This window comes from Baaleninema sp. (genome assembly GCF_049974805.1).
Taxonomy (GTDB): domain Bacteria; phylum Cyanobacteriota; class Cyanobacteriia; order Cyanobacteriales; family Geitlerinemataceae; genus Baaleninema.
Genome location: NZ_JBNGCO010000007.1, coordinates 62,585 through 81,074, shown reverse-complemented (window position 1 = coordinate 81,074; position 18,490 = coordinate 62,585). Strand labels below are relative to the sequence as shown.

Here is an 18,490-nt window from a genome sequence, read left to right as displayed (position 1 = left end):
TCAGATCGTGAGGTCTGGGAATCCCCGCGCCTTTAGGCCGGGGAGGATGTCAAGAAGGGTCGATCCTCCATTCGATAAACTGGGAAGATACCCCACAAATCGCGCAATTCCTCACACATTCTGAATGCTGCAACCTGACGATCCCGATTTGAGTTTGGCGATCGCGCCGTTAAACGTCGATGTCGGCGAAGCTGGCGATCGATATGCGATTTGGGTTCTACAAGCCCCCCATCCCGGCGGATACGTCCATCACGACTGTTCCTGTCCCGAATCGCTCACCCAAACCTGGCGGGAATGGCAAGACCTGTTTTCCCTCAACCGCCTCCCAGTTCCCGTTCCCACCGAACCCGCCACCGTTGGCATTTCCACCCCCACCGCCGATCCCTTCTGTCCCGCCGACAGTCCGCCGATGGGCAGCTACAGCAGTCGCCTCATGCAGCAGTTGGGCTTAGAACTCTGGAACTGGCTGTTTGCGGGAGCGGTGCAACGCAGTTTCGCCCAAAGTCAGGGGATTGCCCTAGGGCGGCGGATACCCCTGCGAGTGCGCTTGGACGTGCGAGATCCAGCCCTCATCGGACTTCCCTGGGAAATCGCCCAGCCCCGTTTGGGAAAACCCGCCTTGTCTCTGGCGCAAAACATCCTCTTCAGTCGCACCACCTGCGACGTCGATCCCCTATCCCTGCGGAGTGCCAATCGATCGCTGCAAATGCTCCTCGTCTTGGGACAACCGGACGACGGCCGGGCGTCAGTGTTGGATTTGGAAACCGAAGCCAGCGAAATCGCCGAACTCTTCGCCAATTGCAGCCGTCAAGACGCCGTAGTTCCCTATCGCGTCGATACCCTGATTCAGCCGACTCCCGCCGAACTGCTCGATCGCCTGGAAACCCAACAGTACAACATTCTCCTCTACTCCGGTCACGGCGTTCCCTCCCCCGAGGGCGGGCGCTTGTTTTTGCGGGACGATACCAGCCTCACCGGGACGGAACTGGCCCAAGTCTTGGTGCGATCGCAAGTGACCTTAGCCGTCTTTAACGCCTGTTGGGGCGCCGGACCCGATCGCGACCAAGAGAGTGCTACGCTGATTCCCCGCAGCAGCCTCGCGGAAGTTCTCGTCCATCACGGCGTTCCGGCGGTGTTAGCCATGCGAGATGCGATCGCCGATCGCGAAGCCCTCAGTTTCATCCAGAGTTTCGCCCAAGCCCTCGCCCAACGCCAGCTGATCGATCGGGCGGTGGCGATCGCCCGCCAGCAACTTTTGACGCTGTACAAATTCAATCAGCCCGCCTGGACGCTTCCGGTTCTCTACCTCCATCCAGAATTCGACGGCCATCTCGTCGAAACCCCCCAGCAAATCGTCACCGAACTCCCCGAAAACTCCACCACGCGGCTCGATCGACTTTCCGCCAAAGCCTGCTTGAAATCGATCGACCCCGAAGACACCGTATGGCGAATCCGTCGGGGTTTATTGCGCGTCGGACGCACCGAAGACAACGACGCCGTCATCCCCGAACGCTGGGTGTCCCAACGCCACGCAGAAATCTTCTACCGCCACCTTCACGACAGTTCCCATCCCACCTACTTTTTACGGGACTTTTCCCGATACGGAACCCTAGTTCGCGACGGCGACAACTGGCGCAAAATCCACCATCAAGAAATCCTGCTCTCTTCAGGAACTCAGCTCAAATTCGGCAGTTCCCAGGGTCAAGCGTGGGAATTTACTGTCAACAGTCAACAGTGAACCCTGTCTCATCATCCCCTCATCCCCTCATCCCCTCCCAAGCCAACTTGCGGAAAGCTGGGAAATCGTGATGTAGTTAAAAAAAGTTCGAGTGTAGACAGTCAAACAACTGTCACAAGCTCATGACCGTCTGAAAAGACTGTCGTTCTGTCGCGTTTTTCCAATTTCTTATGATGATGTCTTCTAGACACTCTGTCTCTGCTGAGTCTCGCCAAGTTCAGGTGGAACTGGATTTGCTCGATGCGATTCTGCTGGGTGATGATGCGAACTATCCTTGGAATCCTATCGATCGCGAGGCGAACGCCCAGTTAAACCGCTTTGAGGAGAACCTCGATTTCGAGGATATCGAACTCGGCGATCGCTGTTCGGTCTTTTTCCAGCGCCTCGATACCTGTTGGCTGGAAACCGAACTCCGTCAGAAATTCGGCGCCCGAGTTCCCCACGACATTCTCGATACGATCGTGCGCCAAGCGGGGGAACTGGTGGCCAGCAATTTATCTGCTGCCGATCGTTTGGTACGCTGCGTACAGGGGTTGTTACCCAATTGGTCGATCGACGATTTGCAAGTTCTCGCTCGTCCTTTCGCTTACGCCATGCGCGGCGATCGCTCTGACGTGGCGTCTACATCGGAGGGGAATTGGGCGGAACTGTCTTCGATCGAACGCGCTCGCCTCAGTTTGGCGATCGCCCATTTCACTCTGTTAAACCTGAACAGCGATGTCTGAATTACCACCGTTAAATACTGATACGATTTGGGCAATTCTCAAGGAAGACCTCGACGACGATACCGTTAACCGCCTGGTTTGGCACTATCTCGGGTATCGCTACGACGAGACCAACCAACACTGGGATAATTCCCAGGTTTCTGAAGACTGGAAACAGGACTATCCCGAACCGCCGGATTTTATCGCCAACCGTCCGCCTACGGTTAAACTGACGCGATCGATCCCCAAACCCAACAAACAGCTTTTAAAGGAAAAGTTGGGCTTTAAAGGGTACAAAATCGGCGAGTTCGACCCGCGCGATACCCGCCGCGCGACGATGGCCAACTGGCTTCTCAGTTATATGACCGACCATCCTGAAATGGTGCGGACTGAATCTTAAAACCGCCCAAGCCGGGACAATAAAAGGGAGAATCGAGACGGATTTTTGGAAGTTCGCGACACCTCACACTCGAACTCAATTTGTACGGTTTTTTGGGTAATTCAGTAACGCTCCCGTCTCGTCTCTCTCTTGTTTTCTCGGTTCAGCCCCCCCGGTATCTCGGCGATATTGGGGGGTTTCTGCGTCTCCTCGATTCTTCACCACAGAGACACAGAGTACACAGAGAGGGTGCATCTCAATGGATGCAAAAATATGAGTTTGCGGTAGGTTGGTTGGGTGCGATAGCGAAACCCAACAACAGCTCAATTCAGTGTAGAGACTCCGATCTGATAAATTTACATTTTTGAGATGTACTCCACAGAGAGTTTTTTGGCAGAGTAATACAATCTGTATTGTAACTTCATCTCCTCATCTACTCATCCATGTCTCGTTGAGATACGGGAAGTTGGATTTCAAAGATGGTGCCTTTGCCGGGTTCTGAGATACAGGAAAGGGTTCCGCCGTGGGTGTCGTGGACGATTTGATAAGCGATCGACAGTCCTAAACCGGTTCCTTTGCCCACTTCTTTGGTGGTGAAGAAGGGGTTGAATATTTGATACTGAATGTCTTCGGGAATGCCGACGCCGTTATCTTTGACGGACAGCAAAACGTGACGATGGCTGATGCTACGGGTTTCGAGGGTAATGCAGGGTCGATCGCTCAGTTTTTCGGCTTCTATAGCTTCTTCGAGGGCGTCCATAGCATTTTCAAGTAAATTTGTCAAGACCTGATTGATTTGACTGGCGTAACACTCGACTTTGGGAAGGTCGCCAAAGACGCGCAGGAGTTCGATATCGGGACGTTTGCCCCGTCCGTGAAAGCGATGTTGCAAAATCGAGAGGGTACTCTCGATACCTTCGTGAAGGTCTACCCGTTTCATACCCACTTCGTCGAGACGGGCGAAATTCTTCAAAGACTGAATAATTTTGCGAATGCGTTCGGTGCCTTCCTGCATGGAGGCGACGACTTTAAAGAAATCCTCTTGCAAAAACGGCAAATCGATCTCGTCAATCCAATCGCTAATTGTCTCGGGGGGGTCGGGATAGGCTTGTTGATAGAGTTTGACCAAGTCCAATAAATCGCGGGCGTAATCGCGAATGGGGGAGAGGTTGCCGTAAATAAAATTGACAGGATTGTTGATTTCGTGGGCCATTCCCGCCGCCAGTTGTCCGAGGCTGGACATTTTCTCGGTTTGGACGAGTTGCGCTTGGGTGCGTTTGAGTTCGAGAAGGGTGCGTTCGAGTTGCTTGGCTTTTTCCCGTTCCCGTTCTTCGCTGCGCCGTAGGGCTTCGTCGGATTGCATTCGTTCGACGATTTCTTCTTGCAGGCGTTTGTTAGCTTGTTGGATTTGTCCGGCGCGATCGCGCACCCGCTGTTCGAGGTCTTCTTTAGCGGCGAGGAGTTCCTCTTCCACGCAACGGCGATCGCTAATATCTCGCGCTACCACTACGGTAGATTGGCGATCGAGGGGAGAAACCTTCACCGACAGCACCGTTTTGGAAGCATTCGATAACTCCAGTTCGATTTGGCAGACGGTTTGGCGATCGAGGGCAGTGCGTACCGCGTCGAGGATAGCGATCGCCCCCTCCTCCGAAAGGGCTTCTTCGATCGAATCCCCCGTCTGTCGTCCCGCCCAGAGTACCGCGTTGGGAGTGGGGACGATATCGAGATAGCAGCCGTCGCCGTCGAGAACCACGATCGAATCCGCCACGGCGGACAACAGGGTTTGAAGGTGACTGTCCGCTTGGCGCAAGGCGGCTTCGGCGGCGTGTCGTTCTGTGATGTCGTTCCCCAAACACAACAAGCCGATGGGGGTTCCCTGGGAATCTCGAACGACGGTTTTGCGCCATTCCACCCAGACGCGCTGACCGTTGCGTCGCCGACAGCGGGTTTGACAGCAGATTTCTCGATACAGAGGGAAAGGGGATTTCTTGTGGAGCGTTGCCATTTCGGAAAAGGCTCGTTCTGCCGCGTCTCCCGTGAGGGTTTCCCCTTCGGCAAACTCCCCCGCCGTGGGAATTTCCATCAACAGCAACGCGGCTAAAGAGATCCCCGACAGTTCGGTGTCTCCATAGCCGAAAAAATGTTGGGCGTAGGGATTGGCCAAGCAGGTGTGTCCTTCCGTATCCAACATCACGACGATCGCCGGGAGACCTTCGACGATCGAGCCGTAACGATGCAAGCGATCGCTCAACTCCGCCGTTTTCGCCGCCACGGCCTCCCGCCGCCGCTGTCGTTCGTACACCATTTGAAACGTCAAACCGCCAGCCGCGAGAACCCAAATTAGCCCGCTCACACGAATCCAAACCTGTAAGGGCGATCGAGCCGACCACCCCTGACTCGGCACCGCGGCAATCTGCCAAGCCCCGCCCTCAAAGCGCAGGTCTCCCGTCACCGGTTGCCTCTCGAACACCGCCGCCTCGCCGAACAACACCGCGAGGGAGTCTCCCAGGAGAGAAGTGGTTCGCACACTGAACTGCAAGTTCGGCACGCGATCAACCAAATCTGTACGATCGACCAGTTTGGCGAAATCCACACGAGCGAGGGCAGTTCCCTGGGGGGGAGGATCGACGGCGAGGCGATCGCGTCCCGAGGCGATCAGCCAAATTTCGGGGGTTCCGCCTGCGTCTCGCCGGATCTCGATCGTGCCGGTCGAATTCGTCCGACCCGTCCCCGTCAACTGGGGGGGTTCCTCTCCCCGACCGGGATAAGTGCCATGGCGTCCGTCGTTGTCTTGCCAAATCAATCGATCGAACGATCCCGATTCCTCTAGAGTTTGTCGGGCAAGGCGATCGAACTGCGCTTCCGTCCAATCCCCTTGCATCGCCACCGTATCGGCAAACGAGCGCAGCGCATCGCCATGACGTTGCAACGCACCTTCAAGGGTCGCCCGTACCGTATTGAGGCGATCGAGGACAGTTTGACGGTACTGGCGCTCGAATCGGTTCGCTTCCAGGCGATCGAGAAGCACCACACCACTGCCGACGGCAACACTTACCGCGATCGCCGCCCAAACTGCTGACAGTGGAAGCTTTTTCATAAAATCGACATCGATCGACAAACGGCCGCAAGACCCCCGTTCATTTTAAGCCGACCTCGATCGCGACATCTACCGCCACCTTCTCAAGTCGGACTGCGCCATCGGCTTTCGCCTCAACCCCCGAAACAGTTAAATTAAAGAGACCACAGACAACCTGCACCACAGGTTTGCAATCGGATATAAGGTACGTTGATGGGTATTGCAGCAGAAAATCTCGCCCCAATTTCGATCGTGTTGTTCGCCGCCGGAATCTTAATCTGGGGGTACTACCGCGCTCGACCCTACGGCAAAATCGGCTTGCTGTCTTGGTTGCAGTCCGTTTCGGTCACAGCACCCTGGCTGTTGTTTTTTGCCCTCTTCTCCGCCGGAATCTTCATCAATTTCGCAGGCGTGTTGTTCCTTATCGTCACGTCCGTTCTCGCCTACATTTGGCTGGGACGACAACTGCGGGCGGCCGCCCAAGATCCCGAACAGCGGGCGTACTTAGAAAAACTGGTTGACGCCCAACGTTCCTCGAAATCCGATCGCGCCTCAGAAGAGTCGTCCGAAGCGTCCGCGTCAGACGACGCCGAAACCTCCGAAACCTCCGAAACCTCCCCAGAAGCGGCGTCACCCCCCGAACCCCAAACCGTCGCCTTTTCCGCAGAACCGCAGCCAGGAGAAACGCAGAAAGACAGCGATCGCCCCCGGCGAGACCTGTCAATTCCCGAAGAAGACTTACAAACCATTAAACAGATTTTCGGGATCGATACCTTTTTCGCCACCGAAACCATTCCCTACCAGTCGGGGGCGATTTTCAAAGGCAACCTTCGAGGCGAAGTGGACGCCACCCACGAAGAACTCTCGAAAAAACTCCGCGATCGCACCGGCGATCGCTACCGCCTGTTTTTCGTCAACGACCCCGACGGAAAACCCGTCGTCGTCGTCTTACCCAGTCGCAACGACCCCAAACCCCTCACCCCCAACCAGCAAATTTTGGCGGTCGTCTTGTTCGTAGCCACCATCCTCACCACCCTCGAAACCGGAGGTGCCTTCCTCGGCTTCGACCTGTTCGAGAACTTGAACCGCTGGCAAGACACCCTACCCCTAGCCCTGGGCATTTGGGCAGTATTACTCGTTCACGAACTCGGCCACCGCATCGTTGCCGGACGCTACGGCATTTCCCTCTCGCCGCCGTTCTTCCTTCCCACCTGGCAAATCGGCTCGTTTGGGGCAATTACCCGCTTCGAGTCGTTACTTCCCAACCGTTCGACCCTATTTGATATCGCCATCGCCGGACCCGCTGCTGGGGGCTTATTATCCCTGGCAATGTTAGCTGTCGGCTTTACCCTCTCCCACGATGGGAGTTTGTTCCAACTTCCCAGCGAGTTTTTCCGAGGGTCGGTATTAGTAGGATTGCTGGCCAAAGCCTTTTTAGGAGACGCCCTCCAACAGAGTTTGGTGGACGTACATCCCTTGGTGGTTCTCGGTTGGCTGGGATTGGTGATTAACGCTCTCAACCTGATTCCCGCCGGACAGTTAGACGGAGGACGAGTGATGCAGGCGATTTACGGGCGTCGCATTGCCGGGCGATCGACCGTGGCCACCCTCATCGTGTTAGCCATCGCCTCCTTCGTCAATCCCTTAGCTTTATACTGGGCGATCGTGATTTTGGTGATTCAACGGGATTTAGAAGGCCCCAGTCTCAACGAAATCACCGAACCCGACGACACCCGTGCCATTTTGGCCCTAGTGGCACTGTTTGCCATGTTGCTGGTGTTGATTCCCTTTACGCCGAGTTTGGCCTTGCGAATTGGGTTGTAGAACCAAGCCGGGGAGATGGGGAGAGGGGGAGAGGCAGAGCCAGGATTTCACCCCATCATCCCCTCATCCCCTCACCTCATCCCATCATCCCCTCATCCCGATCTCACCTCGTCAACACCCATGGCCAATTCAACTGTTGAGGTTACGGCGATCGTTCCGGTGAAAGATCGTTCGGAAGTCTACAAGGCGGCGCGATCGCTCCTCACGGTTCCCGTGCGCCAGCTTCTCGTCTGCGATGGCGGTTCCACGGAACCGGACTGTCTGGCGGGGTTGGCGCGGTTGGAACTCCTGCGCAACGTTTCAGTATGGCGCTGGCCTCAGCCGCAATTTAATAAGGCGCAATTGCTCAATTTCGGCATTCGTCGCGCTACCTCGGAGATACTCTTAATCTCAGATGCCGATATTCTCTGGAATCGCCAGACGGTGGCGCAGTTGGTGGACTGGGTGCGAGAGGGAACTCGGCGCGTCGCAGGGGTGGCGCGGGTGCGAGAAACCGATTCTCAGGCGATGGCACTGCGGCGACCGCGTTACAGTTATCGCTGTACCCTCGAGGGGAATCGGGCGCAGGTGTCTGTTATTTCGGGGGGTGGAGGGGAATCTAAACGTCCGGGTTGCGGGCTGTTATGCGCCCGCCGTAGCACCTTTGAGGGGGTCGGAGGCTATAAAGAACGATTTCGCGGCTGGGGATGGGAAGATCGGGATTTGCTGGTTCGGGCGGAATTGTTGGGAGCGACGACGGCGGCTTTTGGAGAAGTGACCCATTTGTCCCATTCCGACGCCGTTCGCAATCGCTTTTTCGACGGCCGAAATCCCGTGGAAACCCGCGATCGCAATTTGACTTTGAGTCTGACGGAACTGTCTCGAGGTCGCTTGTGGGGAGATTTAGGGTCGGGGCGGCCTTGGATGCCGAGGTTTCGCGAGTTAACCGTGCAGCCAGAAGGGGGTAAATATCCAAGATGACTGAGATTTCCCTGTCGGCGATCGTAACCTATCGCAACCGTCCGACTCATTTAAAGACCCTGTTGGACTGGTGGACTACCCAGGCGTCGCCCCAGTTGCGCCGCCAGGTTCGATGGATTTTAGTAGAAGCGGACGACATCCCCTCGGAGGGACTCGAGACAGAATTGGCTGAGGTGGGGGTTGACTATCTGTTTGTTGAAAATGTGGGGAGGTTTCACAAAACCCGCGCCCTCAATCTGGCGTTGAGTCAGTGTGGGGGACAGTTCGTGACCCCCTTTGACGTGGATTTGCTGCCCGTGGGAGACACCTTAGAACGTCATCTCGAACTGGCCCAGGCGTCGCCGAAATTGTTGGTGACGGGATATCGAGTGATGTCGCCGACGGAAACGGCGAACGTTGCGGAGATGTCACCGACCTTAGAACAGTGCGAAATTGCTCCAGAAGACCGTCCCAGCGCCTTGTGGAAACATTTGTTGCGGGGAGAACGGTTCGGGGTATTGCCCATGTTCGATCGCCGCCGATTGTGGGAAATTGGCGGTTGGGACGAGGCTTTTGTCGGCTGGGGGGCTGAAGACCAAGACCTCATCGAGCGATATTTAGAAGACGGGCGGTCGTTGTGTCGCTGTCCCGATCTCTTGTACTTACATTTGTCACACCCCCCAACTCTTCAATGGCGCGATGCCGAGTCCAGCCAACGAAATCGACAACATTACTATCGAAAAATGCAGCATCGTCGCTTCCCCTAAGTTCGTAGTTTTACGGAGATGAGAGGCAGACTAAGAATTTTTTCAAATGGAACGCGATCGCACCGACTTTAAAAAACTTGTGTTAAAAATAATATGTTCGTCTTTATGGAGCATCGTTGATAGAATGAAACAAATTGGAACCCATCTGGTCGTTGATGCATGGGAATCTCCCACGGACTTACTTAACGACCCAGAGCGTATTCGTGGGGCGCTCGTGGATGCGGTTTCAGCAGGAGGAGCAACGCTAATCGATCTATGCGTACACCAGTTTAGTCCCCATGGGGTGACTGCGACAGCTACCTTGGCAGAGTCTCATATTGCGCTGCACACCTGGCCTGAATACGGTTATTTCGCGGCAGATCTCTTTTTCTGCGGGAAAGGTAATCCTCAAGAAGCACTGGAGTTTCTGACGAACGCCTTACAAGCGAAGAAAGCCAAAATTACCGAACTCCCTCGAGGGTTCGAGCCAGAGATGACATCCGATGTCACGTCTCGATACGATATCGAGAAAGAGCCGATTCCGGTTCTCCAGTAATTCATCTGTCTGGTGCAAGGTAGCGATCGCAAAGGTTCCCTTGGGAAAACCGCGATCGCCTTGCTATGTTTAAAAAAAATTGAAAGTATAAAACCTGGGAAATGGGACAGGTTTCAAGGCGATCGCGGGTTGGGAAAGCGATCGCTTTTGGAGCGAGGGTCGAAGCTTGTTCTTCGCGACTATTTAGATTAATATTAAGAATTAGTTTTAAAACGTTAACGGTCAATTCGATTGTTAATTTTGGATGAAGCGGAAACCTCCGTCGGGTCGAAGGCGATCGCCCAATGCTAAGCTCGCGATATAGCGAGAAAACAGACTGCCTCGATCCACACTTCCTGGCAGTTCGTTTCAAGAAAAACCATCGAGAGAGAGGCTGCGGCATATTTCCCGATCGACAGACCCCTCGCGAGACGACGAGGACGCTTTTCCCTGAAGACCCGGTAAAGAGACCTTTAACTCGTCTCCACCGGATCGGCTCGATTGTACCGTACTCCTACCGACCGATTTGTGGTGCCTGCCAATCGCCTAGAGTTCAACCCCGAGGAGCGCGATCGCGCTCCGAGCCAATGTCCGATTTGGATTTTCGATATCGACGATGGCTCGGGTCGAAACCCCCGTCCGAGCCTGTTGTGGACCAACGCCGCCGCTGGCCGGGCTGCGGTGGGAGGCGGAAAGCTGGCGGAAGAGGCTCTGGAACTGGCGCGATCGCTCGAACCGGCGATCGCCGAGATGCCACCCGGTCAAATCGTCACCACAGAGACCCCAAGCTTCGGATTTCCCTGTATCGGCGCGAAAATCCCAGTCAGCGAGGGCGTCTCCTGGCTCCTGGTGCGCGGCGCTCCCCCCGACCTCGAAGAATACGCCGTCCTGGTCTCCCTCTATGGCTGGGACGGCAAACTGTTATGGCAAGATTCGAGCAGCGCCAGTTACTACAACAGCCTCGAGAACACTGCCTTCAACCATCGATGCGCCGATCCCGATGTCGGACGCCATCTCCTCGATCGACTGTCGAGACAGCGCGATCGCTCCCATTACGACCTGGTGCGCGTTCGCAGCAGCCAAGGACTGCGCTGGCACGATATCGAACTCCACACCATCGCCGCCGGGGACTCCCAAACAGCAATTCTGAGGCTCGAGCGTCCCTTACCCGACAGCTCGAACTCCCTCGAACCCCTCCTCTCTGGCATCGCCGACGCCCTCCACATCCTCCTGTCTGGCGAGTCGAACGAATCCCAACGGACCGCCAGCGCCCTGGTGCGCCTCGGAAGCGCCGCCGAGGTCGATCGCCTGTCCCTCTACCTCAACGACGGCGACGATAACTTCATCTGTCAGGGAAGTTGGACGAGCCATCCCGACCGCGATCGCGCCGTTCCCCTCTCCCAGTTGTTCCAATCCCGCAACGCTCTACCGCAGACGATGGCGCGACTGAAAACCGGCGACCTCGCTAGTAGCGACGATGGGACGCTTCCAGAAGCGGAACAGGCGCAATTGCTCGAGGGAGAAACCACCAGCGTCTTGCTGGTGCCCATCCTGCTCGAGGGGCGTCTGTGGGGCGTCACCAGCTTTGAAACCGCCCAGCCAACGCGGCCGCGCACCGCCCGAGAACGGCAAATCCTGCAAGCGGCCGCAATTAGCTTGGGGCAAGCCCTAGAGCGCGATCTCCGATGGCAAGAAAACCTCCCCTCAGACAGCAGTTGCAGCAGCGAATTCCTGCGTCTTCTCGATGGCGTAAACTGGGCGAACCACCTGCTGCTCACTCGCGATGAAGACCCGCAAGAGGCCATCGATCGCGCCCTACAACTGTTAGGCACTGCCGCCGCCGCCGCCCGAGCCTACGTCGTCGAAGTGGGGTCTCCTTCTCGCCCCTCCGCTGGCCCCTTTCGCGTCCAATGCCGTTACGAATGGGCGATCGGCGTCCGCCGATTCCGATACAAAACCCGCCTCTGGCAAGACTTGCCCGCCGATCCCCTCTTCGAGATTTGGTACGACGGCCTCGCCAGCGGACAACCGTTGAACCTCTCGCCTGAAGACTTGCCGGAATCCCTACGCTGGCAGTTCCGAGGCTACCAGACTTTAACCCTGTTGGGCATCGAACTCGAAGGCAAACTGTGGGGATTTCTGGGGTTGGACTTCGATGAGCCGCGCCCCTGGTCCGATACCGAACTGTTGATTTTGCGATCGGCGGCCGGCAGTATCGGCGGTGCGATCGCCCGCTATCAAACCCAAAACCGCCTCGAACGCCGCGATCGACTTCTCCATGGCGTCGCCCAAGCCACCACCGCCCTGTTAACCTTAGACGACTTAGAACTCGCCTTCGCGCGAACGGTAACTGCCTTGGGGCAGGCGTCCGATGCCGATCGCGCTTATCTCTTCCAACGACATCTCCACCCCGTTACCGGAAAATGGGTGATGAGTCAGCGTCACGAATGGGCGGCCGCCGGGATACGCTCCTATGCTGACGATCCCTATTTCCAAAATATGCCCTACGAGTCCACCTTTTACGAGCTGTTCGAGACCCTGGCCGGCAACCATACCATCTGCCAGCGGGTGGCAGATATGCCCCTCCTCGAACGGTCGGCTTTAGAAGGGCAGGGCATTCAAGCGTTGTTGTTGCTGCCAGTGCAGGTCGAAGGCGCTCTGTGGGGATTTTTAGGCTTCGATCGCTGCCGTCGCGATCGCCTGTGGTCGGAAGGAGAACAAACCCTACTGCGGGCAGCCGCGGCCAACATCGGCTCGGCAGTCGCACGCCAGCAAACCAAAGACGAACTGGCTCGTTTGAACGCCGAACTGGAACACCGCATCTGGAAGCGCACGGCGGAACTGCAAGCGGCCAACCGCCAACTGACGTACAACGCCTATCACGACGCCCTGACGGGACTGCCCAACCGCATTTTACTCCTCGAACAGCTCGAAGCTTCCCTCGCCCAGTTCAAACGCGATCGCCACGCCGCCTTTGCGGTCTTGTTCGTGGATCTCGATCGCTTCAAAGTCATCAACGACAGTTTGGGCCACGACTTCGGCGACAAACTCCTCGTCGAAACCGCTTCCCGCCTCCTCACCTGTCTCAATCACGGGGATCTCCTGGCTCGCTTGGGAGGAGACGAATTCGCGATTTTACTGCGGGATCTCCGACGGCTGGAGGACGCCACCCGCATCGCCGATCGCGTTTATGCCAGCCTCAACCGCCCGTTTCTCATCGAAGACCGCGACGTTTACCTTACTGTCAGCATCGGCATCGCCCCCAGTGCCGAACGCTACAACAAAGCTGAAGAAATCCTGCGGGACGCCGATATCGTTATGTACCATTCCAAAACCAGCGACAGTCGGCGTTACGAAATTTTCGACAGTGCCATGCACAATCGCCTGTTAGAACGGCACCAACTGGAAAATCACTTCCGGCGGGCGGTCTCCTCCATTTCCGCCAGTTCCCCGGACAGCCCCACGACAGCGGAAAGTCAGTTTCGCGTGGTGTTTCAGCCCATTGTCTCCCTCTCGAGCGATCGCGTGGTGGGGTTTGAAGCCCTCTCCCGCTGGCATCACCCGCAACTGGGGGCGATTTCGCCAGGGAAATTCATTCCCATCGCTGAAGAAAGCGGGGAAATCGTGCCGTTGGGCATTTGGGTATTGCATCGCGCCTGTCTGCAACTGCAATGCTGGCAAGACCAGTTTCCGCAACTGGCGTCCCTCACTATGTCGGTGAATTTGTCCGCCCGCCAACTCCTCGACCCGCAACTCATACCGCAAATCGATCGCATTTTAGAGTTAACGGGCGTTACGGGCGATCGTATCAAACTGGAAATGACCGAAAGCGTCCTCATCGAGAACGCCGAAATTTCCAGCCGTACCCTCTCCCAACTGCGACAACGCAACATTCAACTGTCGATGGACGATTTCGGCACCGGGTATTCTTCCCTGAGTTACTTACACCGCTTTCACTTCGACATCCTGAAAATCGATCGCTCTTTCGTCAACACCCTCAAAACCGGCCGCGAATCCTCCTCCATCGTCCAGGCCATTATCGCCTTAGCTCACAACTTACAGATGAACACCGTCGCGGAAGGAGTCGAAACCGAGATTCAAAAACAGATTTTGAAACATCTCGGCTGCGAGTACGGTCAAGGCTATCTGTTCGCCCGTCCCCTTAGTGCCGAGTCGGCGACTCAATTGTTAGGGAGATCGATTCCGGGCGCCCAACCGCCAGATTCTGATGTAACTTAACGGTATTGCCGATAACGGCAACGGCCGGGGCTTCAAAACCCGTTTCTTCCACCTGAGAGACGATCGATCCCAACGTTCCCACCAATTCTTCCTGGTCGGGGCGAGTTCCCCAACGCACCAACGCCATGGGCGTCTCGGGGGGTTTCCCCGCCGCCAACAGTTGCGCCACAATCTGGGGTAAATTGCGAACCCCCATATAAATCACGATGGTTTCCGACCCTCGGGCGATGGCCTCCCAGTTCACCTTGGGGCGGTATTTACCAACGCTTTCGTGACCCGTTACGAACGTGACCGAAGAACTGTAATGACGGTGGGTTAAGGGAATTCCCGCGTAGGCGGGGGCGGCGATTCCCGAGGTGACGCCGGGAACCACTTCCACCGGAACTCCGGCTTCGATTAAATCTTCCATTTCTTCGCCGCCCCGTCCGAAGACGAAGGGATCGCCCCCTTTGAGACGCACGACGACCGCGTGACTTTGGGCGTATTCGATGAGGAGTCGCGTCGTGTCTTCTTGCAGCAGCGAATGGCGTCCGCGACGTTTCCCCGCGTGAACTCGAATCGCTTGGGGATTGATGAAGTCCAGAATTGGCGGACTCACCAGAGCGTCGTACAGCACCACGTCCGCCCCTTCGAGGAGGGTTTTCGCCTTGACTGTCAGCAAGCCGGGATCGCCGGGTCCGGCGCCGACGAGATACACTTTTCCCACAGGAGTCGATCGAGTCATTGAGGTGGTTGAAAGAACTTGTTGAAATTGCCTTGCGGCAGATAGCAAAACTATCAAAAATAGAAGCTGCTAATATTTTGATATAAAATGTCCCGCATTGTCTGTGTTCATGGCGACTGTGGGACGCCTGGACGAGAGGGAACAACGACAACGATGAGTGTACAAGTGCAATTTCTTCCAGATGACGTGACCGCCACGGCAGAAGTGGGGGAACCTTTGTTAGACGTCGCAAAACGGGCGGGAATCGATATTCCAACGGGCTGTTTGATGGGATCTTGTCACGCCTGCGAAGTGGAACTCGACGGCCAAGCCATTTGTTCTTGTATTAGTGCGGTTCCGCCGGGAAAAGATAAAATTACTATCGATTTATATATCGATCCGACTTGGTAATTGTGGGTGCGATTCCGTCGATTTTATTATCATAAAATTGCGTTTTTGTCAATACTTTAGTCCGAAAAAGTTGGGAGAATTTGAAGAGCGATTTGAAGATCCCCGGCATCTCCAAGATGGCGGGGATCTGGCGAAAACAGAATCGTTCACGGCATCTTTTTGACAATTGAAAATCGATCGTTAATACTCCATCCTTATCTGAAACAATAGTTTCTCTAAACTCTGTATCCCCCCAAGGGGATAGGGGGCGAAGGGGGGATGGGGGGATGGGACGAAAACAGAACCGTTAACGGCGTCTTTCCTTCAACAAATAGGCGATCGTATCGCCGCGCCCTTTCACAAATAACTTTCCGCGTTTCTCAAAGACGTAACGATGGCGGAGACGTTCGTAAGTAGCTCTCGTCACCTGAATACAACCGGGAATTCCCTGAGATTCCATACGACTAGCTAAATTCACCGTATCGCCCCAAAGATCGTAACTGAACTTGTTCAAACCGATGACCCCCGCCACGACCGGACCGGTATGAATTCCCACCCGCAAGATAATCGGTTCCCCTGTGTGGGCGCTAAAGCGCGAGGCTTCGTTGGTCATAGCTAAGGCTAATTCTGCCACAGCTTCGGCGTGGTCCTCACGACGTTCGGGGAGTCCGCCGACAACCATATAGGCGTCGCCGATGGTTTTAATTTTCTCAAGTCCCCGCTCTTGCGTGAGTCGATCGAAAGCCGAGAAAATTTCGTTGAGCATCTGCACCAAATCGGACGGGGAACTATTGGCGCACAGTTGCGTAAATCCGACGATATCCGCAAACAATACCGTAACCTCCTCGAAACGTTCTGCGATCGCCGCCCCCACTTGACGATATTCGTGAATCCGCTGTTTGAGGTCTTTAGCGATCGCTTTCGGAAAAATATTCAATAACAGCCGTTCCGAACGTTCCTGCGCCATACGTAAGGCTTCTTCAGCTTGTTTGCGTTCGCTGATATCGCGAATAAAAGCGCAGATATACTGACGGCTGTTGAATTCAATGTAGTTGAGGCTCAAATCCACCGGAAAAATTTCGCCGTCGCGACGTTGCATCCGGGTTTCAAAAGCGAAGGTTTTGGAGGTGCGAAGACTCTCCCAAAACCCCAGCCAGTCGCAGGCGTCGAAATCCGGGGCGATCTCGTAAAACTGTCGGGTTAACAGTTCCCGTTGCTGGTATCCCAAGCCTTCGCAGGCGGCTTCGTTGGCGTAGACGAAGGTTCCCGAGGGTGCAATCCAAAGGGCGGCGTCGGCGGCGCGATCGATAGCAAACTGGGTTAACTGCAACGCATCTCGGGCGAGTTTGCTATCGGTGATGTCTTCCACCATCGCCAGCAAATATTGAGGATGTTGGTCCTCGCCGTAAATCGCCGAGAGGGTGAGGGTTCCCCAAAAGGTGGAACCGTTGCGGTGACGATAACGCAGTTCCAGTTTTTGCGGAAGTGCGCGGTTTCGCCTCAAGGCTTCGTTGACGGCGTTTTCCCAGTCTCCCGAGGCGATGGAGTCTCGAAACGACTTTTCCGAAAAGGTTTCGTCGGATTCTCCCAACATCCGCTGTAAGGCGGGGTTGCTGCGAACGATGTTTCCGCCAACGTCTAACAGGGCGATTCCGATGGCGGCTTCGCGAAAAATGGCGTCGAGTTGGCGTTCCCGTTCGTGGAGGTGTTTTTGGAGAGACAACCGTTCCCACAGTTGCAGTTGCAGTTCGCGATCGCTGCTTTTCAAACGGGCGGTACGTTGCTGTACCATTAATTGAAGTTGCTCGTTTGCTGTTTGTAGGGCGCGTTCGGCGCGATGGCGTTGGGTAATTTCGACGCCGTAGAGATTCGCGGATTCCCCAGAACTCGGCATCACGGTAAACTGAAAGCACCGAGCGCCGATGGGAACTTCAAAGGTTTGTGTTGTTTGGGTGTCGATGGATTTGACGATCGATCCGCGCCACAAGTGGGGAACGCGATCACCGATGGCGCACTCTCGTCCCTCAAACAAGACTAAACTGGCCGGATTCGCGTATTTGAGAACTCCATCGCGGCTGACTTGTAAGATGGGATAGGGATTTTCGTTCGCGGATGGAATCGTATTAGCGATCGGCTCTACAGGCTCGGATTTAGGCATCGTTCAGGTTTGGGGCGCGGTTCGCACGGGCGATCGATCCTCGCTGATGGAAAATACTGCAAGCCAAAGCACCCTAATACGTGGCTCTTTTACAGTTTTTTTACGCTTTCTTTTTACACTTTACCGCGAATTTCTAAGAGGGCGGTTTTCAAGGAAGGGGGACAGTATCCGAGGGCGTAGGCTTTGGAACTGTCTAAGGCGACATCCCCAGGGCGAGGCGCAGCCATGTTAACCTCCGCTTGACGACAAGGTTCGATACGCGCTTGGGGAAGCTGGAAAATCTCTTTTAACAACAGTCCGAATTCGTAGCGAGAAATCCGTTCTCGTCCGCCTAAATGCAGGATTCCGGTAATGGTTTCTAGGGCGAGAAGCAATCCTTGCGCCGCCGTTTCGCCGCTGACGGGGGTACGAAATTCGTCGACGAACAGTTTTAATTCTCGCCCGTCTCGCATCGCCTTCAGGAAGGGTTGGATGAAGCTACTCGCCGTCGGCGGAACGCAACCGAACATTAATGGCATTCGGCAGATGGTGGCGTTGGGGTATCGTTGTGATATTTCCCGTTCGGCGATCGCTTTGTGTTCGCCGTAGAGGTTAATCGGACAAACGGCGTCAGTTTCGGTATAGGGGGAGTTTTTCCCGTCGAATACCTGTTCGCTGGAGGTGAAAACGAAGGGAATCGAGCGATCGCCGCAGAGTTGCGCTAAACGCACAGATGCAGCGACGTTGACGGCGTAAGATAGTTGGGGATGTGTTTGGCAAAGGTTGGGACTGGAAACGGCGGCGGCGTGAATTACGGCGTCGGGGCGTACCGTCTCGAACATTTCGCCCACTGCCCGCTCGTCTGTCAGGTCAACGCATACCATATTTACCCCTTCTATGTCAAGAGCTTTACGGAAATAAGTTCCCCAAACTTGCCAGTTTTCGCAGGCGATCGAACAGAGATTCCAGCCGAGAAAGCCGCTGGCGCCCGTCACCAAAAGCCGTTTCATTTGCGTGTCAGTTGCAGGTCAATGGGTATCTCAGTGGCGCGATCGTCGAGTTGGAGCCGATTTTACC

The 18,490-nt window shown here is 55.5% G+C and carries 13 protein-coding genes; 9 read left to right on the top strand and 4 right to left on the bottom strand.

What is annotated here, in order from left to right; all coding sequences use genetic code 11:
• The first annotated feature begins 124 nt into the window (after positions 1–124).
• From ACP5D4_RS03005 to ACP5D4_RS02995, 3 genes are all read left to right on the top strand, one after another.
• The gene (locus ACP5D4_RS03005) at positions 125–1,738 is read left to right on the top strand and encodes a CHAT domain-containing protein (RefSeq protein ID WP_428010139.1); all 1,614 of its coding nucleotides are present in this window, start codon (positions 125–127) and stop codon (positions 1,736–1,738) included.
• A 176-nt stretch (positions 1,739–1,914) separates the two neighbouring features.
• The gene (locus tag ACP5D4_RS03000; RefSeq protein WP_428010138.1) at positions 1,915–2,463 is read left to right on the top strand and encodes a hypothetical protein; all 549 of its coding nucleotides are present in this window, start codon (positions 1,915–1,917) and stop codon (positions 2,461–2,463) included.
• Positions 2,456–2,842 carry a DUF1823 family protein gene (locus ACP5D4_RS02995; protein ID WP_428010137.1) on the top strand — a complete coding sequence of 129 codons (387 nt, stop codon included), beginning with the start codon at positions 2,456–2,458 and terminating at the stop codon, positions 2,840–2,842. The genes ACP5D4_RS03000 and ACP5D4_RS02995 overlap by 8 nt, the downstream gene beginning before the upstream one ends.
• 412 nt (positions 2,843–3,254) lie before the next feature.
• On the opposite strand, the gene ACP5D4_RS02990 is transcribed toward ACP5D4_RS02995, so the two are convergent.
• Positions 3,255–5,921: an ATP-binding protein gene (locus tag ACP5D4_RS02990; protein ID WP_428010136.1), complete on the bottom strand. Its 2,667-nt coding sequence runs from the start codon at positions 5,919–5,921 to the stop codon at positions 3,255–3,257.
• Positions 5,922–6,113: 192 nt separating this feature from the next.
• Here ACP5D4_RS02990 and ACP5D4_RS02985 point away from each other — a divergent pair, with 192 nt between their 5' ends.
• The 5 genes from ACP5D4_RS02985 (at position 6,114) to ACP5D4_RS02965 (ending at position 14,183) form a co-directional block, all read left to right on the top strand.
• Positions 6,114–7,724, top strand: a complete 1,611-nt coding sequence (locus ACP5D4_RS02985) for a site-2 protease family protein (RefSeq protein WP_428010135.1) — start codon at positions 6,114–6,116, stop codon at positions 7,722–7,724.
• Positions 7,725–7,844: 120 nt separating this feature from the next.
• The gene (locus ACP5D4_RS02980; RefSeq protein ID WP_428010134.1) at positions 7,845–8,684 is read left to right on the top strand and encodes a glycosyltransferase family 2 protein; all 840 of its coding nucleotides are present in this window, start codon (positions 7,845–7,847) and stop codon (positions 8,682–8,684) included.
• Positions 8,681–9,430 carry a glycosyltransferase family 2 protein gene (locus ACP5D4_RS02975; protein ID WP_428010133.1) on the top strand — a complete coding sequence of 250 codons (750 nt, stop codon included), beginning with the start codon at positions 8,681–8,683 and terminating at the stop codon, positions 9,428–9,430. Before ACP5D4_RS02980 ends, ACP5D4_RS02975 begins: the two co-directional genes overlap by 4 nt.
• Before the next feature lie 124 nt (positions 9,431–9,554).
• Positions 9,555–9,965, top strand: coding sequence for an adenosylmethionine decarboxylase (gene speD, locus ACP5D4_RS02970; protein ID WP_428010141.1), 411 nt, complete (start codon positions 9,555–9,557; stop codon positions 9,963–9,965).
• A gap of 510 nt (positions 9,966–10,475) precedes the next feature.
• Positions 10,476–14,183 carry a bifunctional diguanylate cyclase/phosphodiesterase gene (locus ACP5D4_RS02965; protein WP_428010132.1) on the top strand — a complete coding sequence of 1,236 codons (3,708 nt, stop codon included), beginning with the start codon at positions 10,476–10,478 and terminating at the stop codon, positions 14,181–14,183.
• Here the strand turns inward: ACP5D4_RS02965 and cobA are convergent.
• Positions 14,107–14,907 carry a uroporphyrinogen-III C-methyltransferase gene (cobA, locus tag ACP5D4_RS02960; protein ID WP_428010131.1) on the bottom strand — a complete coding sequence of 267 codons (801 nt, stop codon included), beginning with the start codon at positions 14,905–14,907 and terminating at the stop codon, positions 14,107–14,109. The genes ACP5D4_RS02965 and cobA overlap by 77 nt on opposite strands.
• A gap of 153 nt (positions 14,908–15,060) precedes the next feature.
• Between cobA and ACP5D4_RS02955 the strand changes: the two genes are divergently transcribed.
• Positions 15,061–15,297: a 2Fe-2S iron-sulfur cluster-binding protein gene (locus tag ACP5D4_RS02955; protein WP_428010130.1), complete on the top strand. Its 237-nt coding sequence runs from the start codon at positions 15,061–15,063 to the stop codon at positions 15,295–15,297.
• A 286-nt stretch (positions 15,298–15,583) separates the two neighbouring features.
• Here ACP5D4_RS02955 and ACP5D4_RS02950 read toward each other — a convergent pair whose 3' ends face one another.
• On the bottom strand, positions 15,584–17,434 hold the full coding sequence (locus tag ACP5D4_RS02950; protein WP_428010129.1) for an adenylate/guanylate cyclase domain-containing protein: 1,851 nt from the start codon (positions 17,432–17,434) through the stop codon (positions 15,584–15,586).
• Positions 17,435–17,547: 113 nt separating this feature from the next.
• Positions 17,548–18,423, bottom strand: a complete 876-nt coding sequence (locus ACP5D4_RS02945; protein ID WP_428010128.1) for an SDR family oxidoreductase — start codon at positions 18,421–18,423, stop codon at positions 17,548–17,550.
• Positions 18,424–18,490: the final 67 nt, after the last annotated feature.

Coding starts and splice junctions, on each gene's coding strand:
- ACP5D4_RS02945 (WP_428010128.1), bottom strand. CDS start 18,423: ATGAAACGGCTTTTGGTGACGGGCGCCAGCGGCTTTCTCGGCTGGAAT.
- ACP5D4_RS02950 (WP_428010129.1), bottom strand. CDS start 17,434: ATGCCTAAATCCGAGCCTGTAGAGCCGATCGCTAATACGATTCCATCC.
- ACP5D4_RS02985 (WP_428010135.1), top strand. CDS start 6,114: ATGGGTATTGCAGCAGAAAATCTCGCCCCAATTTCGATCGTGTTGTTC.
- ACP5D4_RS03005 (WP_428010139.1), top strand. CDS start 125: ATGCTGCAACCTGACGATCCCGATTTGAGTTTGGCGATCGCGCCGTTA.
- ACP5D4_RS03000 (WP_428010138.1), top strand. CDS start 1,915: ATGTCTTCTAGACACTCTGTCTCTGCTGAGTCTCGCCAAGTTCAGGTG.
- ACP5D4_RS02955 (WP_428010130.1), top strand. CDS start 15,061: ATGAGTGTACAAGTGCAATTTCTTCCAGATGACGTGACCGCCACGGCA.
- ACP5D4_RS02990 (WP_428010136.1), bottom strand. CDS start 5,921: ATGAAAAAGCTTCCACTGTCAGCAGTTTGGGCGGCGATCGCGGTAAGT.
- ACP5D4_RS02995 (WP_428010137.1), top strand. CDS start 2,456: ATGTCTGAATTACCACCGTTAAATACTGATACGATTTGGGCAATTCTC.
- ACP5D4_RS02975 (WP_428010133.1), top strand. CDS start 8,681: ATGACTGAGATTTCCCTGTCGGCGATCGTAACCTATCGCAACCGTCCG.
- speD (WP_428010141.1), top strand. CDS start 9,555: ATGAAACAAATTGGAACCCATCTGGTCGTTGATGCATGGGAATCTCCC.
- cobA (WP_428010131.1), bottom strand. CDS start 14,907: ATGACTCGATCGACTCCTGTGGGAAAAGTGTATCTCGTCGGCGCCGGA.
- ACP5D4_RS02980 (WP_428010134.1), top strand. CDS start 7,845: ATGGCCAATTCAACTGTTGAGGTTACGGCGATCGTTCCGGTGAAAGAT.